Annotated in this window: 23 protein-coding genes; 9 read left to right on the top strand and 14 right to left on the bottom strand. The window is 37.4% G+C overall.

The genetic code is table 11. From position 1 onward, the window contains the following. Positions 1-149: 149 nt before the first annotated feature. From CZ490_RS00880 to CZ490_RS00845, 8 genes are all read right to left on the bottom strand, one after another. A complete protein-coding gene (locus CZ490_RS00880) occupies positions 150-1685 on the bottom strand; it encodes a flotillin family protein (RefSeq protein ID WP_077617103.1) in 1536 nt (511 codons plus the stop codon). A gap of 16 nt (positions 1686-1701) precedes the next feature. Then, positions 1702-2229 carry an NfeD family protein gene (locus CZ490_RS00875; RefSeq protein WP_077617102.1) on the bottom strand — a complete coding sequence of 176 codons (528 nt, stop codon included), beginning with the start codon at positions 2227-2229 and terminating at the stop codon, positions 1702-1704. 126 nt (positions 2230-2355) lie between these two features. After that, on the bottom strand, positions 2356-2865 hold the full coding sequence (locus CZ490_RS00870) for a hypothetical protein (RefSeq protein ID WP_077617101.1): 510 nt from the start codon (positions 2863-2865) through the stop codon (positions 2356-2358). Positions 2866-3044: 179 nt separating this feature from the next. Continuing rightward, positions 3045-5084: a transglycosylase domain-containing protein gene (locus CZ490_RS00865; RefSeq protein ID WP_077617100.1), complete on the bottom strand. Its 2040-nt coding sequence runs from the start codon at positions 5082-5084 to the stop codon at positions 3045-3047. A gap of 211 nt (positions 5085-5295) precedes the next feature. Continuing rightward, positions 5296-5976, bottom strand: coding sequence for an iron-containing redox enzyme family protein (locus CZ490_RS00860; protein ID WP_077617099.1), 681 nt, complete (start codon positions 5974-5976; stop codon positions 5296-5298). A gap of 13 nt (positions 5977-5989) precedes the next feature. After that, the gene (locus CZ490_RS00855) at positions 5990-7030 is read right to left on the bottom strand and encodes a hypothetical protein (RefSeq protein ID WP_077617098.1); all 1041 of its coding nucleotides are present in this window, start codon (positions 7028-7030) and stop codon (positions 5990-5992) included. Further along, positions 7027-8100: a DUF3419 family protein gene (locus tag CZ490_RS00850; protein ID WP_077617097.1), complete on the bottom strand. Its 1074-nt coding sequence runs from the start codon at positions 8098-8100 to the stop codon at positions 7027-7029. Before CZ490_RS00850 ends, CZ490_RS00855 begins: the two co-directional genes overlap by 4 nt. Beyond that, entirely contained in the window at positions 8093-8830 is a 738-nt protein-coding gene (locus CZ490_RS00845; protein WP_077617096.1) for a hypothetical protein, read from the bottom strand. Before CZ490_RS00845 ends, CZ490_RS00850 begins: the two co-directional genes overlap by 8 nt. A 201-nt stretch (positions 8831-9031) precedes the next feature. On the opposite strand from CZ490_RS00845, the gene CZ490_RS00840 reads away from it, so the two are divergent. The 5 genes from CZ490_RS00840 (at position 9032) to CZ490_RS00820 (ending at position 12994) form a co-directional block, all read left to right on the top strand. Then, the gene (locus CZ490_RS00840; protein ID WP_077617095.1) at positions 9032-9652 is read left to right on the top strand and encodes a DUF47 domain-containing protein; all 621 of its coding nucleotides are present in this window, start codon (positions 9032-9034) and stop codon (positions 9650-9652) included. Between the two features lie 17 nt (positions 9653-9669). Then, positions 9670-10668, top strand: a complete 999-nt coding sequence (locus CZ490_RS00835) for an inorganic phosphate transporter (RefSeq protein WP_077617094.1) — start codon at positions 9670-9672, stop codon at positions 10666-10668. Positions 10669-10778: 110 nt separating this feature from the next. Beyond that, entirely contained in the window at positions 10779-11225 is a 447-nt protein-coding gene (locus CZ490_RS00830; RefSeq protein WP_159439884.1) for a MarR family winged helix-turn-helix transcriptional regulator, read from the top strand. 191 nt (positions 11226-11416) lie between these two features. Next, positions 11417-12493, top strand: a complete 1077-nt coding sequence (locus CZ490_RS00825) for a hypothetical protein (protein ID WP_077617092.1) — start codon at positions 11417-11419, stop codon at positions 12491-12493. Between the two features lie 129 nt (positions 12494-12622). Next, a complete protein-coding gene (locus CZ490_RS00820) occupies positions 12623-12994 on the top strand; it encodes a potassium channel family protein (RefSeq protein WP_077617091.1) in 372 nt (123 codons plus the stop codon). A gap of 706 nt (positions 12995-13700) precedes the next feature. On the opposite strand, the gene CZ490_RS00815 is transcribed toward CZ490_RS00820, so the two are convergent. Further along, positions 13701-14447, bottom strand: a complete 747-nt coding sequence (locus CZ490_RS00815; protein ID WP_077617090.1) for a GTP cyclohydrolase II — start codon at positions 14445-14447, stop codon at positions 13701-13703. A 122-nt stretch (positions 14448-14569) separates the two neighbouring features. Further along, positions 14570-17362, bottom strand: coding sequence for a YhgE/Pip domain-containing protein (locus tag CZ490_RS00810; protein ID WP_077617089.1), 2793 nt, complete (start codon positions 17360-17362; stop codon positions 14570-14572). Between the two features lie 259 nt (positions 17363-17621). Between CZ490_RS00810 and CZ490_RS00805 the strand changes: the two genes are divergently transcribed. Next, positions 17622-18185, top strand: a complete 564-nt coding sequence (locus tag CZ490_RS00805; RefSeq protein WP_077617088.1) for an FAD-dependent oxidoreductase — start codon at positions 17622-17624, stop codon at positions 18183-18185. A gap of 50 nt (positions 18186-18235) precedes the next feature. Here the strand turns inward: CZ490_RS00805 and crcB (CZ490_RS00800) are convergent, their stop codons facing one another. Both crcB (CZ490_RS00800) and crcB (CZ490_RS00795) read right to left on the bottom strand, forming a co-directional pair. Beyond that, positions 18236-18595 carry a fluoride efflux transporter CrcB gene (gene crcB, locus CZ490_RS00800; RefSeq protein ID WP_077617087.1) on the bottom strand — a complete coding sequence of 120 codons (360 nt, stop codon included), beginning with the start codon at positions 18593-18595 and terminating at the stop codon, positions 18236-18238. After that, positions 18592-18975 (bottom strand): fluoride efflux transporter CrcB, encoded by a 384-nt coding sequence (crcB, locus tag CZ490_RS00795; RefSeq protein ID WP_077617086.1) that lies wholly within the window; start codon positions 18973-18975, stop codon positions 18592-18594. Before crcB (CZ490_RS00795) ends, crcB (CZ490_RS00800) begins: the two co-directional genes overlap by 4 nt. A 142-nt stretch (positions 18976-19117) precedes the next feature. Here crcB (CZ490_RS00795) and CZ490_RS00790 point away from each other — a divergent pair, with 142 nt between their 5' ends. The 3 genes from CZ490_RS00790 to CZ490_RS00780 all read left to right on the top strand — a co-directional run bounded on the left by CZ490_RS00790 (position 19118) and on the right by CZ490_RS00780 (position 21271). Next, positions 19118-19927 carry an EcsC family protein gene (locus CZ490_RS00790; protein ID WP_077617085.1) on the top strand — a complete coding sequence of 270 codons (810 nt, stop codon included), beginning with the start codon at positions 19118-19120 and terminating at the stop codon, positions 19925-19927. A 104-nt stretch (positions 19928-20031) separates the two neighbouring features. Then, the gene (locus tag CZ490_RS00785; protein ID WP_077617084.1) at positions 20032-20682 is read left to right on the top strand and encodes a hypothetical protein; all 651 of its coding nucleotides are present in this window, start codon (positions 20032-20034) and stop codon (positions 20680-20682) included. A gap of 121 nt (positions 20683-20803) precedes the next feature. Further along, positions 20804-21271 carry a hypothetical protein gene (locus tag CZ490_RS00780; protein WP_077617083.1) on the top strand — a complete coding sequence of 156 codons (468 nt, stop codon included), beginning with the start codon at positions 20804-20806 and terminating at the stop codon, positions 21269-21271. 120 nt (positions 21272-21391) lie between these two features. Here the strand turns inward: CZ490_RS00780 and CZ490_RS00775 are convergent, their stop codons facing one another. Continuing rightward, positions 21392-21922, bottom strand: a complete 531-nt coding sequence (locus CZ490_RS00775; RefSeq protein WP_077617082.1) for a CBO0543 family protein — start codon at positions 21920-21922, stop codon at positions 21392-21394. 115 nt (positions 21923-22037) lie between these two features. Beyond that, positions 22038-23516, bottom strand: a complete 1479-nt coding sequence (locus tag CZ490_RS00770; RefSeq protein WP_077617081.1) for a SulP family inorganic anion transporter — start codon at positions 23514-23516, stop codon at positions 22038-22040. Between the last annotated feature and the right edge of the window lie 286 nt (positions 23517-23802).

The following is a 23802-nucleotide window of genomic DNA, read 5'->3' as shown; positions in this document are numbered from 1 at the left end:
CCCCGAGATGATTTGATATTATTTTCGTTAATAATACGAATAAGGTAAGTAAAAAGTTCACTTTACGTTACATATTTTTTTGTTTATTTTACCCAATACCCCAAAAAAGAAGCTAGAACCATGTGTAGGTCTAACTTCTCCTTTGACAATTATTCTTTTTCAGTTGATTCAGTTTTTCTTGATTGGACTAATTCATCAGTTAATTGGTCGATACTGTTTTTCACATTGCCTTTACCAGACAAATTCTCAATTATTTCTTTTACATCAATACCTGAAGAAGCTTTTAACGATTCTTGAAGTGTAGACATTAGGTTCGTTGCATAGCCTGTAACCTTATTGGCACCACTGTTTTCCCCATTGCTACCAGTATCCACGACTGTAATTTTATCAATATTTGATAATGGTGCCGCAACTTCCTTCGCATATTGAGGAAGCATCTTAATAACCATATCGAGGATAGCAGCTCTTCCATATTGCTCGAAGGCTTCTGCAATTTTTTGTTTTGCTTCTGCTTCTGCAAGACCTTTTAGGCGGATAATATCTGCTTCAGATTCCCCTTGTGCACGTTGGGCTTCTGCTTTTGCAAGACCATCAATACGGATTTTCTCTGCTTCTGCTTTCGCCATTGCTTCAATTCGATATTTATTCGCATCGGCTTCTGCCAACTGCTTTGCTTTTTCTGCTTCTGCTGCTTGAACGACAGAGTAACGATCAGCGTCTGCTTTCTTCTTCACTTCTGAGTCGTATTGCTTTTCACGACGTAAAATCTCTTTCTCTTCTAGCTCAATTTGTTTCTGTCTTTCTATAATCTGAATTTGCATTTGCTGTTCAGTAACTTCTTGTTTCGCTCTTGCTTCTTCTAAATGGTAGGCTTGGTCAGCACGTGCCTTTGCAATATCTTGCTCTCTACGGTATTCAGCAATTTTTAGCTGGTTAACTTTTTCTGCTTCAGCCACTTCAGTCGCGCGCTCTAGCTCGGACTTTTTCGCTTCTTTATCTGCTTCTGCACGTTTAATACGTGTCTCTTTATCAGCTTCTGCAGTTGCAATATCTGCATCACGTTTTACCTGCGCAATTCTCGGCTTTCCAAGTGAATCTAAATAACCATTCTTATCGCGCACATCTTTGATGGTGAACGAAACGATTACAAGACCCATTTTTGCTAAATCTTGAGACGCAACTCGTTGAACTTCTTGTGAGAACTTCTCTCGATTTTTATAAATCTCTTCTACAGTCATGGAACCAAGAATCGAACGAAGGTGACCTTCCAATACTTCTCTAGCTTCATTTTCTCGGTCTTCTTTTCTTTTCCCTAAAAACTGTTCGGCAGCTGTAGCAATTTCTGAAATTGAACCACCTATTTTAATAATCGCAGTCCCGTCAGCCATAACTGGAACACCTTGTTCTGTATACACTTCAGGTGTTGAGACATCTAGTTTACTAGATAGGAGACTAAGTGGTTCAGCTTGTTGGAATACCGGTAGTACAAATGTACCCCCACCGCGAACTATTTTAATTCGATTCCCAGCTTCATCTACATGAACATTTTTCCCACCAAGGTAGCTCCCTGTTACAATGAGTGCTTCATCTGGACCTGCAGTTCTGTACTTTGTAACAAACACCCCAATAAGTGCTAGTAGCAAGAATGCTACAATTCCAATTACAATCCAAATTCCAGTAGTCATACCTTTAAATCCCCCTTTAATTAATCATATTTTGGTAAGGCAAGACGTATACAACGCCTTCTTTTATATCTATTACAAGAACCTTTTCATCATATGGAATAGGTTCATTGTGAAAGCTTTTGGCCGATTTGGCAATGGTTCCACTGATTCCTTCAATAACAACTTCTCCATAGCCGTCAACCGGTATCGAAGTAATCACCCTTCCGATTCTACCTTTTAAATCCTCTTCCTTGTACGCCGTTGATTCTTCTGCAGAGGATAGTGGAATAAGAACAAAGACATTAAGTAATGTGACTAAAATAAGTGCTAGAACAAGTGAAATTATAAAAATTACGATGCTATGAAAGGAAAGCAGTTTTTCAAAAATATAACCTGACGCACTCAAAAATGTGAGGAAAGAAAAAATAAGTGTGGGACTCAAAAAGCTGTCTGGGAACATTCCCTCAAGAAAATCACCAAACAAAATAAAGAGTAGGGTACCAATTCCACTAATAACTAAGCCAATAAGATAGACTGTTTCGATATCATATCCGAATATTTCCACAGATTCACCTCCAAAACGACATTTGAAGTTCTCTTTACAATGTTATTTACGATAGTTGATTGAAAAAGGTTTCACTTTTTTATAAAAATTATAAATTTTATGTAAAAGGGTGTCGTTTACTTCTATTTAAACAAAATCTTTGGAAATCCAGAACTTTAAAGCAAAGCCGATAACAATATAGGCTATCACGTATCTCCAATCAACCACTAACTTTTCATGTCTCTTCTGGACAACTCCTAATCCAATTATCCACCAAAAAATGGTGGAATCTGTGATTCTTTTTTTTCGTTGTCTGCTTTCTAGTCCCATGTCCTGGTTCTTTCTGTTTTCATGGCGTGCCCAAAGGATCACTATTACGATATCAGCAACAGCACCAACCGAAACAGCAACTAAAATAAAGGTCGGAGATGGATTCCATCTATTGTTATTGTTTTCTTCTAATTTTTTCTTTTCTGTTCGCTCCTTGTCCTCTCTTAGAGCTTCTTTAAAACTTTGGGTAAACTCTGATTTCTCTTTGTTATTATCAATGCTTACGTTCGTGGTGGGTACAAAAAGCTTAGAATAGAAGAATCCAATCCCAATTAATAATAGAATAATTACTCCATATGCTAATACAAATAGCAAACCTTTTTTCATTCGCACCAACACTTTCAAATATATTAGGTCTTTTATCACACAAAATATTCCTAGTTTTACAATACTATACAACTAATTTATAATAAATATTTTTTTCATTATCGACTCTCATTAGTTAATCTTATGTGTGTAATTCTATGCAAACAAAGAGGAGGTTCCCTATGTTGGGAACCTCCTTTTTAGTCATCGTCTTTTTTTCTCTTTTTTTCTTCCTTTTTACGCCTTTTTTCTGCTTCTTTCTGTTTCTTTCTTTCCTCTTTCCACTTCTCTTTCTGCCCTTTCTTATCATCCCTTTCTTCCCTACCATTGTTCTGTTTCCGCACATTCTCCTTCTTTTGAACAGGAGGCTGATAGGCTGGGAGATTGAATGAACTAGCTGGAGTATTACTTAAGGACTGCTGCATGATTTCTTTAAAAATAGTTGCAGCTGTTGAACTGGAAGTTGTTACATAATGATTTGCATCTGTTTTATCATATCCAAGCCATACTGCACCTACTAACTCAGGTGTATATCCAACCATCCATATATCCTTTGATCCATTTATTCCATCGATAGTGACCTGAGTTGAACCAGTCTTCCCAGCAACTTCTCTACCTTCAATTCTTGCATGGCGGCCAGTTCCATTTTCAACCGCTCCCTTGAGTAAAAATGTCATTCTTTTTGCAACTTCAGGGCTCGTAATTTGTTCAGGTTCTTCATTCCATTCAGCAATGACCTCTCCACTTGTATCAACAATTTTTGAAATGGCATGTGCCTTCGTCTTACTTCCCTCATTTGGAAATGTTGTATAAGCTTCTGCCATGTGAATCGGGGCCACCCCCCCATCCAAACCTCCGAGAGCAAGAGTTAGGTTATGATCCGTTTCTGTAATCGGAAGACCAAATTTATTGACAGCATCAATACCTGTTTTAAGTCCAATTTCATTTAACAGCCATACCGCTGGAACATTATCTGAATTCCTCACTGCATCATAGATTGTTACACTGCCTTTAAAGTTTCCAGACACATTTTTAGGCTCGTAGCCATTGAAGCTCATCGGTGTATCCGGTAGGACATCATAAATACTATAACCATGTTCCAATGCAGGCGTATACACAGACAGTGGTTTAATGGTAGAACCTGGCTGTCTCTTTAACTGAGTCGCACGATTAAAGCCACGAAATACATGGTCACCACGTCCTCCCACTAGCGCACTTACCCCGCCAGTCTTTGGATCTACTAAAATAGCACCACTCTGAAGTAATTGATCAGATGTACTCTCCGGAAAAAGACTATCGTTTTTATACACATTTTCCATCGATTCTTGCATATGAGGATCAAGCTCTGTATAAATTTCCAAGCCACCAGATAATACTTCATTTTGGGTGAGTCCATAGTTCTCAATAGCCTCTTCAATTATATAATCAACATAATAAGGATACTTTCCTTTGTATGGATCAAGTTGGCGCCCTTTGAATACAATTTCCTGTTCCTTTGCATCTTTCACTTGAGCTGAAGTAAGGAAGCCTTGTTCCTCCATCATCGCTAATACAAGGTCTCTTCGATTAAACGACTTTTCCATATCTATTAAAGGATTCATGGACGAAGGAGCCTTAATTAACCCAGCAAGAATCGCCCCTTCACTTACGGTTAAGTCATGAACCTCTTTTCCAAAGTAGGTTCTAGCAGCATTTTTAATCCCCCATGCGCCTTCACCAAAATAGATTTGGTTGAGATACATTTCCATGATTTTTTCTTTTGAAAATGTACGCTCTATTTTTTGAGCAATGAAGAATTCATCTATTTTTCGCTTCAGTGTTTGCTCATGTGTTAGAAAGACATTCTTTGTTAATTGCTGGGTAATCGTACTTCCACCCTCAACAATCCCGCCCGCTTTTATGTTCCGAAATAGAGCACGAAAAATACCAATATAATCAACACCCGGATGTTTATAAAATCGACGGTCTTCTATGGCGATAATAGCATTGACCACATGTGGTGGGATATTTTCGTACCGGACAGCTTCAATTTTAGTTCCTGAAACTTTGCTGGCAATCTCCCCATTTTTATCATAAATAATAGTTGGCTCTGGCAATGGATTATTTAATGCACTTACATCACGAGAATTGATATACAAGTTCATTCCGATTGCAACAAATAAAATAAATAGCAAACCAATCAACAGTATGATTTTTACTTTCCCAACCTCGGACAAAGTCTTCATGAAGTTCTTTCCCATTCAAATGCCCTCCTGATAGAAATGCGGAATGCGCCTGCTTATCGGCGACAAGCATAAGACAAGCCCAACCTTCCGAAGCGATTGGCTTAGACCCGAGAGCCGATGGCGCCTGGAGCTAGACATCAAAAACTTTGATAAAATAGCACTATATATATGAATTCGAATGGGATTATTTTTTAGGGGGATACCAGTTAATATATTTTTTTACCATTTAGTTACGAACATCTTCAAGGATGTCAGTGTACATTCTTGAGTGATAATACATACCAAATTTCAAACCTGTTTCAATCATCCGTTTTTGATCTCCTTCATAACCTAGGGCCACTACTTCATATATTTCATTGGCATGTTGAACATCAAGCACCTCATGGTCGGTGAAATGAATAAGCGATTGGTTCTCACTCCCATAGGTATTCTTTGCAAATTTTCCTACCAATGGTGAAACCCTTGCAACAATTTCTTCAATCACTCCAAGTGCTGCTAATCCCTCTAAGTAGGGATAGTGGAGACATAAATCAGTTATAGCTCGATTGTATGCAATGACCGGAATACTTGGCTCACTTTCGTTAATTTCCTGTTCAGTAATCCCAATTCCCTTTAAAAATTGCTTGTACGTCTGACTATGAACATATTTTTCATTCATTTTCCCATGCTCTTCAAATAAATTCTCCACCAGCGGCATTCTCATTCTATAATCTGGCATATTTGTTAAAATTGCCGATAAAAAACGAGGGAAGTAAAGAACCACATGATAAATTTGAAGGGCAATTTTCTTTTGTTGTTCTTCAGAAAACTCCTTATTTTTCATTGCTGTAAATAATGGATGTTCTTCAATCTTTTTTTCACCAAATAGACTGTCTGTCACTTTCTTAAGCTCGATAAATTTCTCCATTGATACTTCCTCCTTAAATTAGTGTTAATTCATGAAAATCCATTGCAAGACTTATTGGAATATCTCCATAAGCATACGTCGTTGATGAAAGTTTAATCGTTAATAGATTGCTTCGGTAACGTTGGCTATCCTCTGCACTGGCCCCGTAAAATAAATATGTGAATCGATGCTTATAAGTTTTTTGTATATAAGCAATAAATTCATCTCGATAACGTAGTGGGTTTTCCTTGGCCATGAAATACGCCATGTAACCATGACGAAAAAGGTCTCCTTTATCTGGTAATGGTGGGCAAACAACACCCCTACAAAGAAAATTCACCAATTTAAACGCGATTGGAAGTTTGTCAGAGAGCCGAAGTTTCCTAGCATCACTTTGGTCCACAAGCTTACACACCGCCAGGTCTTCTTTCCTATCATTTCTTATGACTAAAAACACACCATTTTCTTTCATAAAAAGGTCCTTATCACATGGGGCAAATGATTTAAACGTCATTCGTTTTTGATAAACCTGCCAAGCCTCTTCCCCGTCAATCTCAATAACACTTAAATGTTCGTTGTATGACTTTTGTTTGTGTTTTCGGTAATTCATGAACATCGGGACACCAATATGTGTAGTCTTGCCAATTTCAACACCTCCTGGAAGGAGCTGATTTCCCTTTATCATCGATGATTTATTTGTGTTACTGTCAAGAACCGTTGAAAACATCCATTTTACGGTATCTTCATTTCGATAGAATGATAGTAAATTTTCTGCAAGACGATAATAGGCAAACGTCCGATGGTAATCTGGGTGTAGCCTTAAATCATTTAAGTAAAATACTCTTTCACAAGTACCATCAATTACCCGCTGTTGCTGACTTACCGCGACACACCCGATTAGTTCATTTTCCCTAAATAACCCGAAATGCTTTGTCATTCCGAATTCATCTGATAATCGAAAAAAATGAGGTGAGCGGTCAACATAAAAGAGATCGCTACCTGTATTTGTTCTTGAAGCTAAACGTAATAATTGTTCCTCAAATGATTCATCAAGTTCTAAAAATTGATAGGTCATAGAAACTTCCCTACTGTGATTTTTTGATATAACATGGATCTCTCTAGCTTTTCACACCGTCTAGATAATTCTTCATTAATGCTGAATTTACTCATAAAACTAGATGGCAGTTGACTCGTACTAAGCATGTTTCGAAACAATACGACTGCATTCTCAGATTTTGAGCGTAATATCCCGTTACAAATCGCTTCTTTTCCTTTCTCATCTGCCCAGTCAAATACATTAGACAAATAAAAAGCATCAATGGAACCTTCCTTAAATAGTAGCTCCTGAATACTCAATGGATGGATTACAAGTTTAGTAATATTTCTTTTGGCTGCTACATATCCTTCTTCAGTTAGGTAAAACGGAACACCCTCGTTCTGTTCATACAAATAGGTAGAAAACAAGATTTGGCTTAGAAAATAATTAGAGTGAATCGGTTTTGTTTTTACTTCCTTCTCAAACTGGCTCAAAAAGAAATTCCCAAAATCGTTCTCACGTGCATTAGCAAACATGAACGCAGGAAAGAATTGAAGATGTGTCGTTTTACTCAATAATAGTTGGGCAACTGTTCTCCATTCGATAGTGGTTAAATACTGATGATAAAATGCATGCTGTTCCTCTAGACTTTTTGCAGCAAATAATTCATTCCAAACGGTTTCATCGTATATATTCCGGCAAATAGATTCTCCTATAAAACGATAAAAACGTTCATTTACTCCACATTGATTAATTCCTAAGTCAAGATCTTGATTACGTGTCGTCCAAAATTCTTGAACGTAACCAGGAAGTTCATTCGCTAACTCCTGATAAATTCCTAACCGATTTTCACATGGAGTTTCACCGATAAAAGCAAGATATTCATCCAACGACAAACGCTTTATAGCTGCCTTCTTTAACTCAATTAAAGCACATTGGGCGAGATTGACATCTACACAGATAACCTGGTCAACCGAATCATCCAAAATGGAAAAAGCTGTACAGCCACCAGAGCCAATTACAAGAACTTTCTTAGGTATCACTAAACTTGAAATCTCTCTTTCTACTAAGCTATCTTCCCTAATCTGTGAAAAAAAAATCTCAGACATTACTTACGATTCCTCCTTCAAATAAAGCTAACACTTCGTTTTTCCTATCCTTCCAATTCCCCAACCTTTGTCTTCCATGCTCTAGCTCCATAATGAAATCTTTGCGCAAATCTGGTGTATCCGGAATAGTCGCGTACAGTACAACATTCATACATTGTGATAAATCAATTTTTCTTGAATACAACCAATTCTCTATTTCTTTATGAATAGACTGCTTTTGATAAAGCGAATCAATGGATTTTGAGGTTAAACGATCACTATCAAGGTCATGAATATGGGAGAGGTTCTCTGAAAAAATATGAACCTTTTCCTTTATTTCATTTGGGACAGGACAATTGATAAATTTTGGATAAGCCCTATCCTCAAACAAGGCTTTAAACAGCAAAAGCACTTCTGGATTCTCAATTTCAGCAAGTAGGTGAATTCTTCGTTCTTGATTATCGGCCATTACCACAAATAAATACTGCATAAACAATTCAAGAAAACAGCTCATTCTTGAAAACAAAGGTCCAAAGTATACAAAAAAGTCTCCATTCTGTTCAAAGCTTTGAACGAATTGAGCGGCCAATAGCTTTTGATTTCGTCGTAGGCAAATGACTTGGTCGTAAATTTCAAGTTTTGAGTGTACGTACTTTTCCCCAATCTGGCTGACCCTTCTTGCTAGTGAAATGATTTCTTTTTTTGTTTTTGATTGTTCATCCCTAGTGTTCAAAATTTCTATAGTTAACATCTTTACACACCAGCCAATTCCTTTAGTGTAAAATTACACCATTTTCTCTTTAGTGTAATTTTACACGATAATAGATAAATTTCAAGTATATTCCCTGAATTTTCTATAGATACTAAAACAATAAGTTTTACACCTAAACACATGTGAACATTTTGAAATTCAATCGTGTGTTAAGTTATTTTTGCTGGAGGATTAAACACTATGTTTGGAAACAAGAAAAAAGATGTTTTTTTTGACGCACTATCATCCATTTCCGTAAATTTAAAAGAAGCAGCTGATTATTTTGTTCAGTTTAAAATTAAAAATGTCTCTAACCTGAAAGAATTTTCATTTGAAATGAAGAACTATGAAAAGAAGGGGGACAAAATAATCCATGGCTTAATAACTGAGTTAAATAAATCATTCATTACTCCAATTGAACGGGAGGACATCTTACATTTAGCCATCAAGATGGATGATGTTTTGGACGGAATGGAGCAATGTGCGGAACGCTTTGAAATTTACTCGTTGACAGAAACTGATGAATATATGAATTCTTACGCTGACCACATTCATAAAAGCACAATCGAAATTATTAAAGCAATTGAGCTTCTGTCTTCAAAAAAGCTATTAGAGATACGGCAACATACGATTAAAATCAATGACTATGAATCGCAATGTGATGAGATTTTTCGTATTTCATTAAAACAACTTTTTCAAAATGTAACTGATCCTATAAAAATTATTCAAATTAAGGAGATATACGAGATTCTCGAAGGCGTATCAGATTCCTGTGAAGACGTTGCAGATACACTTGAAACGATTATTATGAGAAACGCCTAAGGGAGAATCATACTAGCATGGATACTTTACTATTACTCACCATTTTAATTATTTTCTTTGCCCTAGCATTTGATTTTATTAATGGTTTTCATGATACAGCTAATGCGATTGCAACCAGTGTATCGACTAAGGCGCTTAAGCCAAGAGTTGCTATTATTTTAGCTGCTTCAATGAACTTTATCGGCGCGATAACTTTTACAGGTGTAGCCAAAACTATCACTAAAGACATTGTAGATCCGTTCGCAATTGAAAATGGAACTGTTGTTATTTTGGCGGCGCTCCTTTCGGCAATAGCTTGGAACCTGTTAACTTGGTATTACGGTATTCCTAGTAGCTCATCTCACGCCTTAATTGGTTCAATAGCAGGGGCGGCTATCTCCGCTGCTGGATTTGGGATATTAAACTACAGTGGCTTTATAAAAATCATACAAGCACTTATTCTTTCCCCTTTTATTGCATTAGCAGTTGGATTTATAATGATGAGTCTATTTAAGGTCATCTTTCGTAACTCAACACTATATAAAACAAATAAGGGCTTTAGGATTTTTCAAATTTTCACTGCCTCACTTCAGGCATTTACCCATGGAACAAATGATGCTCAAAAAGCAATGGGGATTATGACGATGGCATTAATAGCTGGAGGATTCACCACCTCTACTGATGTTCCGTTATGGGTACGAATTGCCGCTGCAACTGCCATGGGGCTTGGTACTTCAATTGGTGGTTGGAAAATTATTAAAACAGTTGGCGGTAAAATTATGAAAATCCGTCCTATAAATGGAGCGGCAGCAGATTTGTCTTCTGCTCTCATCATATTTGGAGCGACGTACATTCATTTACCAGTTAGCACAACTCATGTTATCTCATCTGCTATCATGGGCGTAGGCTCCGCACAGCGGATTAAAGGGGTTAAGTGGGGGGTCGCTCGTAAAATCGTTCTCACTTGGGTGATTACGCTTCCTATTTCAGCATTATTAGCTGGAATCATTTTTCAAATCATCAACCTATTTTTTTAAAAAGGTGGCAAAAGCCGCCTTTTTTTGTTGCCAAGGAAAACGTTTAATTTTATAATATATTTAAGGTAACTTAAATGTTTATTGATATTAACATTAAAGGAGGGTGTAATATGGATACAACAGCATATATGAAAGAAACTTTTACTCTTCTCGATGAGGTCAATGCACTTTTGCTCAAGGAATTTGAAGCCATCTTCCAATATGACATTACCACCAAACAATCAATTGTCTTACACCATGTCTACCAAGCAGGAACGATTACGGTAAATGAATTAGCGCAGCTCATGAAGATATCAGCCAGTGCTACCAGCCAGCTCTTAAACAAATTAGAAAGTGAACAGTACATTAAAAGAGAAATTAATCCTAATAACAGACGTGAAATTCTCATATCTCTTGGTTCGAAGGGGAAAGAAATGTATAAGGAAAGTGAAAAAATCGATCAAGTAATTATGGAGAAATATTACTCAAAACTAACTGAAGAGGAAATGATACAGTTCCAAACTATCGTTAGAAAACTGCATACGATAATAATTACTTCCGATGAAAATGGTTCGTAGCCTAGTCCTTTTGACCAGTATCATTTGTATACTGGCAATATTTTATATCTCTGCAAGCGAGACAAAAGATTTGACGGGGTTTTCATTTTTACATGTAGGAACTTCGGTTCGATTATTGTTCATATCCTTTTCCACTACTTTTGGTATCCACTTCAAATCCGTGTACTAAACAAAATTAAGGGGGATGTCCCATGGTGCTTTCACTCAAAAAGAACAAATCAATTTATCTGTTTCTAATAGTAGCACTGTTAATCTTGAGCTCAAATTATACCATTATGGTGGTTCAGCCATTCGAGCCAATAACGGATACACTGATACTCGCCTCCATGTTTGATTTAACTATTGTATTACCACTCTTTTTCTATTTGCTAGTGGTACGCAACCGTCTCTCTTTAATTACACTTCTTCCTGTAGTTATCGCCGGCTTTTGGTTTTCTTATTTCATTGTTCCACATCATAACAGTGATATTTTTAAGTACGCTAAGTACGGAATTTTATTAGTCGAGGCAGTTTTTATTGTAATTGAATTATATCTTGCCAGCTTATTACTACGTAAAATTCCAATACTTATTCGTAATTACAAAGAACAAAAAGAAAACTGTTTTTATTACCCTTCTACAATGCGTAACGCTTTGTATAAAACATTTGGGAAGAAAAAACTTATTGATTTTCTTGTTTACGATTTCACCATTTTCTATTATGCATTCTTTGTTTGGAAGAAGAAATGGGAGAATAAAGCAGGCTCGCATGTATTCACAATTCATACAAAGTCTGGATACTTCGGTTTGTTTATCATGCTTGTACATGCAATGGTCATTGAGGTAATTGGAATTCACTTTTTAATTGCTCATTTCTGGGGTCATACTGCCGCATGGATTATAACCATTTTGGATCTATATGCACTACTCTGGATTGTTGCAGATTACCAAGCTGTACGTCTTTCACCTATTGTCTTAAAAGACAATAAGCTTTTTGCACAGGTCGGTATTCGACGTGAAATTGAAGTTAATTTAGACAACATCAAATCTGTGCAAGCATCCGTTACAGATAAAAAGACTAGAGAAAAAGAAAAGGAGAGTTTTTCAATTACCCTTCCAGATCTTTTTGAAGAAGATCCACAATTCGAAATTGAATTAGCAGAACCTATATTTGCCTATCTCCCATTTGGCAAGAGAAAGAAGATTACTAAGATGTATGTCACTGCAGATGATAAAGAAGCATTCTTCCAAGCATTAAATCAGTCTAAAATGAACGATTTACCTCAATAGCATGGGGCAGCATTACTCGGCAAATTTGCCGAGTTTTTTCATTTCACAAGGATATTGGAAGGCTAGTCTATTCTACTGACTTCTTAATATACATATATAAAGGACGCCTGTAAGGGATGTGAGTTTTATATGAAATCATTCATACACCGCAAGAAAACTCTGTATCGTGGATTAATTTTCATCGTTGTCTATCTTAATACATTATTAACATTTGCAGTTATATATATTTTTTTAGATATACTTGATCTAGGATCTGTTCATGATCATTATGCCTCTGAGTCGCACCAGGAGCAGTCCATCGACATGGTGACCCGCTCCTTATATTTTAGTGCAATTACCCTTTTATCAGTTGGGTATGGAGATGTAACGCCATTTGGGGTATCAAGGGCTGTAGCTATTATTGAAGCATTGATTGGTTACTTGTTGCCTGTAGTAATTGTCATACAGTTTCTCCCGCCATTTAAGAATTACGAAGGTGATAACTTTCCTTATGATTCCTAATTGGAATGTAATTAGTTATGATTATTAGTGATAATAGGGTTTGGGTTCGCACTCCTGATTAATATTCAGCTGCGGACCCCTTTTTAGTGTTTGTAGGGTTGTAGTTACCTAATTTATTTCATGTGCTAAATTCTTTTGGGTCATTGCGGGTCGGTGTTTCCTGATTTACTCCATGTGCGAACCTGTTAAGCGGGCTTGCGGGTTCAGTGTTACCCAATTTCTTCCATATGCGAACCTGTTAAGAGCCTTTGCGGGTTCATTGTTCCCTGATTTCTTCCATATGCGAACCTGTTAAGAGCCTTTGCGAGTTCGGTGTTCCCTAATTTCTTCCATATGCGAACCTGTTAAGAACCTTTGCGAGTTCGGTGTTACCTAATTTCTTCCACTTGCGAACCTGTTAAGAGCCTTTGCGGGGTCGGCGTTACCTAATTTCTTCCATATGCGAACCTGTTAAGAGCCTTTGCGGGGTCGGTGTTCCCTAATTTCTTCCATGTGCGAACCTGTTAAGAGCCTTTGCGGGTTCAGCGTTCCCTAATTTCTTACATATTCAAACCTATTAAGTGGACTTGCGGGTTCGCAATCCCCTGATTTCTTACATACGTGAACCTCTTATGAGCTTTTGCGGATTTACTCCCAAAATTATTCCTTGACCGAACCCTTTTCGATGCTCTAGTTCACATCTAGCTAATTCTTCCCAGACACGAGCCTATAGTGGTTGTTCGTCCTGTGCCATTTCAACTAAGTGACCAGCTCGCTCTACCTTGGTCTTTAAATATTTTTGATTGAATTCTGACACATCTCCCCAGATTGGCATTCGCTCTGAAACATTCAATCCAGCATTTTTTAACGCGTCAATCTTCTTAGGATTATTCGTTATTAAGGAAACAGGTTTTGTTCGTAACGTTTTTAATACTCGAATTGCATCATCGTAATTCCTAGCGTCGTCCTTAAACCCTAGTTGGAGGTTTGCTTCCACTGTATCAAGCCCATTTTCCTGCAGGATATACGCCATTGCCTTACTGAACAAGCCAATTCCTCGCCCTTCATGATTTGCAAGGTAAAATAAAGCTCCTGCCCCATGCTCCACAATGATCTTCATTGAATGTTTCAATTGATAACCACAATCACAACGTTTGCTTCCAAAAATATCACCAGTATGACAGATACTGTGCATTCTGATTAGCGCTTCGTCTGCCTGTTCAAAATCACCATATACCAAAACACTTGATTGTTGCATTTCAGCAAGGTTGGATGATGATAGTTTCTCAATAATACGATTTGTATCAATGGTCACCTCACTACAAAGAAGCCAGCAATACCATTTAAAAACAACTGTTTCTCCATCTAAATTTACTGGTAACTCAATTGGCCCCACTAAATAAATCGCTTTATCGCCTCTTTCAATAAACTGTATTTTACTTTCTAAGATTGATATGATTTCATTCGTAATCACTTTAAATCCCCCTGACCTCAAGATACACGTAGTATTAGATATTTATAAAAAGATTATCCAGAGGTGCGTTTTGTATAGAAAAAACCCGACTCCCTCATTGTGAGGGATCTCGGGTCTCAGAGTTAACCTGAATAGGTCATATCATTTTCTTCTTGTCTTTTACCACTTAGTAAAAATACACCTACGGCCAATGCTATAAAGATAGCAAAGTAAATGAACAGGATTCCAATATTCGCCCACATCATACTGACATCATTAAGAGATATAATCGACTTAAATCCAGCATTTGAATAGGTTAGCGGTAAAAACTTGCTAAGGTTACGTAAGCCTTCTGGAAGCATCTCAATTGGAAGGTTTGCTCCAGTGATTGAGAGTTGAAGCACGATAAAGACTAACCCTAAAAATCTGCCAAGATTTCCTGCTAATGTTACTAGGAAGAAAATGATTGTCATGAATGTCATACTCACAAAAACGGTAAATAACATGAACGAAATTGCACTTCCTACCTGTAATCTTAGGAATAGTAAAACAAATATAGAAACTAGTAATGCCTGTCCGATTGCATATACTGAAAGTTGCAAATACTTACTTGCAAACCAGCTAATCCATGAAGATGGATCGTTCGCTGGCTTTTTAAAGTCAATAATAAAGGACAGGATAAGCATACCCACGAACAGTGCAAGTGAAATAATGTATGGTGCTGTTGAATCTCGATAATACTGATAGCTATTTACTTTTTCGCCAACAGTTTTTACCGGTGATGAGAACATTTCAATATTTGAATCACCAGCATTGATAGCGCTTGTCTTTTCAGCACCATCACCAAGCCCACTAGCCAATTCCTCACTACCATCCTTAATTTTACCTACTCCATCATTAATCTGTGTAGCACCTTCTGTTAAATCACCCCAGCCAGTTTTAACAGTTTGGGTGCCATCACTTACTTGCTGAACTCCACCGTGGATTTGAGCTGCTCCTACAGAAAGTTGTTGCCAGCCCTTATTAACATCCGCATTCCCTGCTGCGATTTGGGATGTACCAGCATGAAGTTCAGTTACTCCACCTGTTAACGTCTGCCAACCAGTGTTAACTGTTTGGTTACCAGCAGCTATTTTTGCAGAACCCGCATTTAACTCTGTAGCACCCGCAGTGAGTGCCTTCCACCCATTATTAACATCTGCAGTACCTACACTAATCTGAGAAGTACCAGTTTTCAATTCCGTTACCCCAGCAGTAAGAGCTTGCCAGCCTTCGTTAACGGTTTCGTTACCAGCAGCAATCGTTTTTGCTCCTTTATTCATCACAGGAATTTCTGTCAGCATCTTTTTCCAGGAAGCATCTAGTAGTGTTGTACCATCAGCCAAACTCGTAAATCCTGGAACTAGCTCCTTATCCACTTTTGTATATAATGTTGACTGCCCAGCAACTAGGGCATCGATGCCGTTTTTTAGAGTTTCTGGATTTCCTTTTTCATAGATCCCTTTTTCAAGTGTATCTATTCCTGGTGTTAATCTAGTGTCAATGCCGGTAATTACTTCATTAATTCCAGCATTAATATCCTTACTTCCCTGAACTAATGCTGCAAATAGTGGGTCTGCTGCAAGAAGTGGATGCTTAGAGTATGCTTCTAATCCATCTGCTAACTTTTTTGAACCTACTGCTAGCTCACTATCTACACGATTTCGAAGTTCGCCAACCCCAGCTTTTAAGCCCTGAACTCCTGGTAGCAATTTTCCATCAACGCTCAATTGAATCTCTTGCAAGCCATCTAACACCTGCTTAGCCCCGCCCTTTAACACTGGGCCACTATTTTCTAAAGCCAAAGCACCCTGATGAAGCTCAGTTATTTTATCAGAACCGCCTTCAATTTGGTCTAATAAACTCTGCACACCGGCAGAAAGTTCCTTTGAGCCTGCAGCAAGTGCAGCAATATTTTCAGCACTTCCATCTAATCTACCTAAAATAGTCGCTGCTCCTGAATCTATTGAGGCAGCCCCTTCAGCAAGTCTTGATATATCAGGCTGTTTTCCAGTTAGGTTGGTCAGTATTTCTTTTGTTCCTGCTTCCAAATCTTTTGAACCTTTGGCAAGTGTTGCGATATCACCAGACTTCCCTTTTAAGTTACTAAGGATTTCAGCTGTACCATCATTTGCTGCTTTTGCACCTGCAGCTAATTTTGCAATATCACCTTTTTTACCTGTTAAACTACTTAATAACTCCCCAGTCCCCGCTTCAAGCTCCTCTGCACCAGCAGCTAGCCTATCAATATCTGGTGCCTTTTCCTGTAAGGACTCTAGCATTGTACTAGTTCCATCATGTAGTTCTGTTGATCCAGAATGGATTTGCTCAGAACCATCTGAAGCACTCTTGAAACCGCTTGCAATTTCACCTAATTGAGTGAACAGATTTTTTGCATAGGTTTCAGTAATGGTATTACCGAGTTGTTCACGAATTGTCACTGTTGCGCTATTTGTCACCTGGGCGGCCATAAAGTTAAGGCCTTCATTTTGGATATAACGCAATTCTGGTATTTGAGGATTTTCATCTAAAACAGTTGTAATCTTTTCTGAAAAGTCCTCAGGGATTTCGATTACCATATAGTAATCTTGATGTTCCAACCCTTTTTGGGCTTGTTCTTGGCTAACAAATTGGAATCCTAACGTCATTGATTCCTTCATATTAGCAACAAGATCTTCCCCTACATTAATAGGTTCGCCGCCAGAGACAGCACCCTTGTCCAGGTTGACGACAGCAACTGGCAAGTTAGACAGATTGTCATACGGTGACCATTTTGCCGATAGTAGTATTGCTGCGTACACAATTGGAACTAGCAATACCGCAATAACTGAAAATAATACTGTCTTCTTTTGTGCAATTCTTGCTAGGTCTGCCTTAAATAGTTTAAAGGCATTCATTTAGTAACCCCCTTTATTCATTTTTGTTAGAAACAAAGAAATGAATGAATACTCATTCATTTAATATTCTATTATTTCTAACTTTTCTTTATATTCGGACTCAACCATAGAAAATCCTTCCAAAAATGCCTAAATGAAAAAATTTTTATTTGAGGACCTCCTCCCTATTAAATCGTTTTTTAAGCAGATGATTAGATTGTCAACTCTTTAATGGGTATAATTATCATTGAATAGTATTTTACATAAGGAGTTGTAGTCTATGTTTGATGTTGTAATTATTGGAGCAGGTCCAGCTGGTGCGAGTGCTGCTTTATTTACCGCTAAGGCTGGAAAGAAAACATTACTTTTAGATAGTGACAAAGGTATGACAAAACGTGCATGGGTTGAAAACCATTATGGCGTAATGGAAATCGAAGGACCAGAACTAGTTGAAATCGGCCAAAAGCAAGCTGCTAAATTCGGAGCTGAGGTTGTTCAACAGGCTGTTACTTCTGTTGAGAAAACTGAAAACGGTATTAAAGTAGTAACTGAAAATGGTGGGTACGAAGGACAACACGTGATTTTTGCAACAGGTGCTTTAACTGATGTTGCTGCCGCATCTGGTGTGGCTACAAAAGAAGGAACCGAGCCACGTATTAAAACGGTTCTGGATGTTGATACAGCAGGAAAAACAAATGTAGAAGGTATTTGGGCTGCCGGAACATGTGCTGGTGTAAGTGTTCATACCATCATCACAGCTGGTGACGGCGCTAAAGTAGCAATAAATGTAATCAGCGAAATCAATGGTGAACGTTATGTTGACCATGACGTATTAAAAAAATAATAAATCCACGCACGCCAAAAGCCAGGAGTATAGAATATTCTCCTGGCTTTTTATATGAGGACTTGGATACCTATATATGATGAAATGATGGATATTGCAGTTGTTGCTACTATGTACACAAAGGCTCTCCTAGTTTGGTGAGTAATCATTAATTGAATGACTTCATACCCGAACGTTGAAAACGTGGTAAATGCACCGCAGAAACCTACTCCTAACAACAACCAACTCCATTCTGAAATATCTTGATTTAACTTCAATCCTATTATAATCCCTAATAAAAATGAGCCAGCAATATTTATGTAGAAAGTCGAATATGGGAATGTGCTTCGGGTTTTCCTAGCAATCCATACTCCTGCTAAATATCTACTTGCTGCACCTAATGCACCGCCTATCCCCACCAATATCATCATGATTTTTCACCTAATTTTCGTGTAATAGCTACTCGATACCCTATGTAAGAAAGTATTAATCCTACAAATAGACTTAACATCATATAAAGAGCAGCGTATCCTATCTTCTGATCTTCAATCAGTTGAATCACTTCTACAGAGAATGTGGAGAATGTAGTAAATGATCCTAAAAATCCAGTTCCAAAAAATAATGTAATCATCGGATTAACTTTTCTGAGAGTAGCTATAAAGGTTAATAACCATCCCAGAATAAAACAACCAATCAAATTTACAGTTAAAGTTCCAATTGGGAAGCCTGTAGGCATAATGATCCACACACCTAGTAAATAACGGCTTATAGCTCCAAAAAATCCACCTAGCATTACAAACAGTATTTTCATTGCAATCACTGTCCTTTATCTGATTAAATTATTATACCATTTTTGTGCTAAGGAATAGGGAGCGTTTCCTGAAGTTCAAATGAAACTATTTTACATTACATACGTAATACACATTAAGCAATAATGAGAAAGAGGTATGCAAATGGAGTCTAAAGAAATACTTGAAATTGAATTAAAAAGAATCGAAGCTTGGGAAAAAGAACAAAGTGGATTATGGTTCTGGGAGCGGATTGGTCGTCTTCCATTCAAGATTCTCGATAAGCTAACTCCGAAATTCATTCATGACAAAATTGGAGTATTACTTGATGAAATTGGTAGCTATCTTCAAACTGGTGGTAAATATCTTGTTCAGGAAAAAGCAATTTTAAATCTCGTTGAAAAGAAGACAAATACCACCATTGAAAGCATCTCAGATATTGAGAAAATACCCGTTCAAGCCATGATTGAAGCAAGTCAAGAGCATGCAGAAAAATGGACCAAGGTTGCTACCCTCCAAGGTGCCACTACTGGTGTCGGAGGTATTTTTACACTTGCTGTCGATATCCCCGCAATATTAAGTATGTCGTTAAAAACACTACAAGAAATAGCCATTATACATGGATTCGATCCAAAAGATAAAAATGAGCGGATTTTTATAATTAAATGCTTGCAGTTTTCATCTGCAGATATCGTTGGTAAGCAAGCCATCTTAAAAGAACTATCCTCTTTTTATCAAGGGAGAAGTTCTTCTAATGAGATGATGTCCCAACTGCAAGGTTGGCGTGAGGTTGTCTACACTTATCGAGATCAATTTGGTTGGAAAAAGCTCTTTCAAATGATTCCGATTGCGGGAATTATTTTCGGGGCGATTTCAAATCGTTCAATGATTCAAGACCTTACAGAGACTGGTAATATGTTATACCGAAAAAGACGAATCCTAGAAAGAATGCAGGATGTGCAACCCGAGAACTAAACAGATTTTCCATGGAATTTGGTACAACCTACCTCAAGCTGGTAACCTTTTTTAAAGGAACAGAATAAGATACTCAGGAGACTACCGAAAGGGGTTATCAGCTTATGAAATGGAAAAACTATGGATTATGGGTCTCTCTTGTATCGATTTTATATATGGTATTTAAAGACTTAGGTCTGCAAATTGATTTAACGACTTGGGAAACATATGTAACTGCTATTTTTGGGATTCTGGCAACAATGGGGATTATTTCAAACCCTGACAAAGGTAAAGGTTTTTTTGATAAAATCCCAGACACACCAGCAGAAGCAGTAGGTCAAATTGTAGAACAACTGCAGAGTCAGCAACCTACTAGCCAACAAGGAATGCCTCAACAGAATCAGTCCAATGAGCATCCATCAAGTTTTAATACGCAGCAATATCAGGGGTATCCACAACAACCGCAAGAATATAATCAAAATACATCCCAAGGAAATCATACTCAAACAAACCAAGTTCAACATGGTTATTATGAATACTCGGATCAGACTGTCCAGGATTACTCAACTCAAAGCCCTCCTCAGGATTATGTAACTCATACAACTGACAACATTGGCACACAAGCTCATGAGGTTCAGCCTACCCAGGTTCCATCCGAGGTAGATGATTATCCGAATCAGCAATCACACCCAATGCACGAATCTCATTCGCCCAATAAGTCAATCGAAAGAAGTTCCATTCATGGTATGCCAGTACCTCCAAATGAACATATGTAATATCGTAAAAGGTATCTGCTTAGTGCAGATGCTTTTTTTACATTGATTTTCCATGAATAATAAACTGGGAAATATAAGAAAATATAGATATCGAAATTGAAGTGTGGTGAATAACACGAATGTGAAAGCAATTGAACGCATATTTTGGAGCATTGCATTGCCGGGGTTCGGACAATTATTAAACAAGCAATATTTAAAGGGTCTCACATTTATTTTCTTAGAGTTCTTGGTTAATACCTGCGCAAATTTTAATGAAGGAATTATGCTTAGTTTCTTAGGTGAAACAGAGCGAGCACTTACATCTATTAACTATGGATGGCTTATGTTCTATCCATGTCTTTATTTTTTCGCTATGTGGGATGCATTTAAAGAAGCAGGCGGTGGTAAAGCACCTTATTCCTTTTTACCATTTGCTTTCTGTGCTTATTCTGTAACGGTTGGTTTAATGGTATCACCCAAGGCCACGTTTTTCGGTGTCACATTTGGACCTGTCTTTTTCCCGATGATGTGTGTAATTCCAGGATTAATTATTGGTTTTATCTTAAGGAAAATTATCCTGACCTTTAGTAAATCGGATGCTCTCGGATAATTACATAAAAAGAAAAGGTTGCTGAATAAGACCAGCAACCTTTAAAATTCATTTCACCTTTTTATACAACTTTTGTTTTTTACTAAGTTCCTCGTAGAACCCCTCTCTATCTTTATAACTTTATCGGAACACCGAAGACGGCACATCAAAGACATGCCAAAGAATGAGAATAAAAATAGAGGAAGCTACCCAGGCACGTAATGGTCGCACAAAATGTAATCGTAGTATTGAGAACATGACGAAATTAAATAACACTGACCACCAAATACTCCAGCCATTGTCATAGGTTATTAGACCAAAGAATAAATCCAAAGCCTCATTGATTCCGTAAATAGAACTCCACATTAAGATATAAATCAACTGTTTAACCCATGATTGATCCCCAGGATATCTTCCCAAAAAAATTAGAATGGTTGCAGGATATTTAATTGCCATTATTGATAAAACAACATGTGTGTTTGTAAGTCCGATGTCCTCATCAAAGCCCTGAGGGGCATAACTCCACATCGGATAATAATCTGAGAAAAAATAGAGATATAAAAAATCACCTAATAGAAAGAAGAGATAAGTTGAGTAGTACTTTTTTGGATTTCTCCAATCGCCCCAAACAAATAGCGCTAGTAGCCAAACGAATCCATAGATTGCATTCACAAAAGGCACCCCAATTATTAAAACTGTAAAATTTTTGAAGTTACCTTTTATTATGTCCTATTCCTTTCTTACTAGACAAAAAAACACGCTCCATACAACAGCGTGTCGTTTTATCTTATTGGTTTACTGCTTTATCAAGAGCAGCCGGAGACTTATATACAGCTAGTTTTTCAACTAATTTATTACTTTCTGTATTTAATCCTTTAATGTTTACTTTGGTGCCATTTTGATGATATTTTATAACGACCTTATCAATCGCCCCAACCGCAGAGTCATCCCAAAGGTGAGCATTTGATAGATCTAAATCAATTTCTTTGACGTCTTCTTTGAAATCAAAGCTATCAACAAAATCAGTTACTGATGCAAAGAACAGTTGTCCTGAAACGTGATACACTTTCTTATGTGAAGCCTTTGCTGATAGGCTCGTTACCTTTACTTTTGAGATTTTAGCAGCAAAAAAGATTGCACTTAAAAGAATACCAACTAAAACACCTTTTGAGAGGTCATGAGTTTGTAAAACTGTAATAACAGTTACAATCATAACAATCGTATCCGTAATCGGAACTCTATGAAGTGTTCGTAATGAAGACCAGTCAAATGTTCCAATACAAACCATAATCATTACCCCAACAAGGGCTGCCATAGGAATCAGGACTAAGAAGTCTTGTAATACTAGTATTAACACCATTAAGAACACACCAGCTACAAATGCTGAAAGTCTTCCACGGCCTCCTGATTTAACGTTAATCACTGATTGACCAATCATCGCACAACCTGCCATTGATCCGAAGAAACCAGAGACGATATTGGCAATTCCTTGACCACGTGCTTCCTTGTTTTTATCACTTTCTGTGTCAGTCATATCATCTACGATAGAAGCAGTTAATAACGACTCAACTAAACCAACAATCGCAATTGATAAAGAATAAGGAAAAATAATTTTTAATGTTTCAAAATTCAATGGAATATCAGGAAGTAAAAAGATCGGTAATGTTGACGGAAGTTCACCCATATCTCCAATGGTACGTACTCCACTATTGGTTATTATGGCAATTATCGTCATAACAATAATCGCAACTAGTGGCGATGGAACAGCCTTTGTTAAACGTGGGAAGATGTAAATAATGGCTAAAGCTCCAGCTACCATCGCATACATTTGCCATGATTCTCCTACAAAATGCGGCAATTGAGCAACAAAAATAAGGATGGCAAGAGAGTTCACGAAACCAGTCATAACGGATCGTGGGACAAATTTCATGAGTCTACCTAGCTTTAACACACCCATAACAATTTGTATAATTCCGGTTAAAATCGTCGCAGCAAGTAAATATTGGAGGCCATGTTCTGCAACCAAAGTTACCATTAACAATGCCGTCGCACCTGTAGCTGCGGATATCATGCCAGGTCTTCCCCCAACAAATGCAATTGTTACGGCAATACAAAATGAGGCGTATAATCCAATCTTTGGATCAACCCCTGCAATTAATGAAAAAGCGATTGCTTCTGGAATGAGTGCGAGTGCTACAACAATTCCTGCCAAAATATCTCCTCGGACATTGCCAAACCATTCAGTTTTATATGTTGATAAATTCAATTTAGCACCTCTTTCTTTGTTTTTCTTAGGCTCTCGCCTATCTATTTTCATTATGACTTTCAACTCTCATGAAAGTCGGGTCCGTCGTGAACAAATCATAGTATACTGGATTGGTTCACTTTTGTGAAACCTCATGTAATCGTAAACAATTTATGTTATCTTAAAAATACTCTTCTTATCTTTCGTTTTCAGTATAGAATGGTAAACACCATCTATTTGTAGTGGTATTTTTTAGGCCGCAGTTATTTCTTAAGGGCGATTGGTAATGGCTTGAGAGGATTGCTCT

Source organism: Litchfieldia sinesaloumensis, from assembly GCF_900156865.1.
GTDB lineage: Bacteria > Bacillota > Bacilli > Bacillales > Bacillaceae_L > Ferdinandcohnia > Ferdinandcohnia sinesaloumensis.
This window is presented reverse-complemented; position numbering and strand designations above follow the sequence as displayed.

What these genes read in the sequence shown, in the direction of transcription:
- CZ490_RS00880 (WP_077617103.1), bottom strand. Translation starts at nt 1,685, where the DNA reads ATGACTACTGGAATTTGGATTGTAATTGGAATTGTAGCATTCTTGCTA.
- CZ490_RS00870 (WP_077617101.1), bottom strand. Translation starts at nt 2,865, where the DNA reads ATGAAAAAAGGTTTGCTATTTGTATTAGCATATGGAGTAATTATTCTA.
- CZ490_RS00865 (WP_077617100.1), bottom strand. Translation starts at nt 5,084, where the DNA reads ATGGGAAAGAACTTCATGAAGACTTTGTCCGAGGTTGGGAAAGTAAAA.
- CZ490_RS00860 (WP_077617099.1), bottom strand. Translation starts at nt 5,976, where the DNA reads ATGGAGAAATTTATCGAGCTTAAGAAAGTGACAGACAGTCTATTTGGT.
- CZ490_RS00855 (WP_077617098.1), bottom strand. Translation starts at nt 7,030, where the DNA reads ATGACCTATCAATTTTTAGAACTTGATGAATCATTTGAGGAACAATTA.
- CZ490_RS00850 (WP_077617097.1), bottom strand. Translation starts at nt 8,100, where the DNA reads ATGTCTGAGATTTTTTTTTCACAGATTAGGGAAGATAGCTTAGTAGAA.
- CZ490_RS00845 (WP_077617096.1), bottom strand. Translation starts at nt 8,830, where the DNA reads ATGTTAACTATAGAAATTTTGAACACTAGGGATGAACAATCAAAAACA.
- CZ490_RS00840 (WP_077617095.1), top strand. Translation starts at nt 9,032, where the DNA reads ATGTTTGGAAACAAGAAAAAAGATGTTTTTTTTGACGCACTATCATCC.
- CZ490_RS00835 (WP_077617094.1), top strand. Translation starts at nt 9,670, where the DNA reads ATGGATACTTTACTATTACTCACCATTTTAATTATTTTCTTTGCCCTA.
- CZ490_RS00830 (WP_159439884.1), top strand. Translation starts at nt 10,779, where the DNA reads ATGGATACAACAGCATATATGAAAGAAACTTTTACTCTTCTCGATGAG.
- CZ490_RS00825 (WP_077617092.1), top strand. Translation starts at nt 11,417, where the DNA reads ATGGTGCTTTCACTCAAAAAGAACAAATCAATTTATCTGTTTCTAATA.
- CZ490_RS00820 (WP_077617091.1), top strand. Translation starts at nt 12,623, where the DNA reads ATGAAATCATTCATACACCGCAAGAAAACTCTGTATCGTGGATTAATT.
- CZ490_RS00810 (WP_077617089.1), bottom strand. Translation starts at nt 17,362, where the DNA reads ATGAATGCCTTTAAACTATTTAAGGCAGACCTAGCAAGAATTGCACAA.
- CZ490_RS00805 (WP_077617088.1), top strand. Translation starts at nt 17,622, where the DNA reads ATGTTTGATGTTGTAATTATTGGAGCAGGTCCAGCTGGTGCGAGTGCT.
- crcB (WP_077617087.1), bottom strand. Translation starts at nt 18,595, where the DNA reads ATGATGATATTGGTGGGGATAGGCGGTGCATTAGGTGCAGCAAGTAGA.
- crcB (WP_077617086.1), bottom strand. Translation starts at nt 18,975, where the DNA reads ATGAAAATACTGTTTGTAATGCTAGGTGGATTTTTTGGAGCTATAAGC.
- CZ490_RS00790 (WP_077617085.1), top strand. Translation starts at nt 19,118, where the DNA reads ATGGAGTCTAAAGAAATACTTGAAATTGAATTAAAAAGAATCGAAGCT.
- CZ490_RS00785 (WP_077617084.1), top strand. Translation starts at nt 20,032, where the DNA reads ATGAAATGGAAAAACTATGGATTATGGGTCTCTCTTGTATCGATTTTA.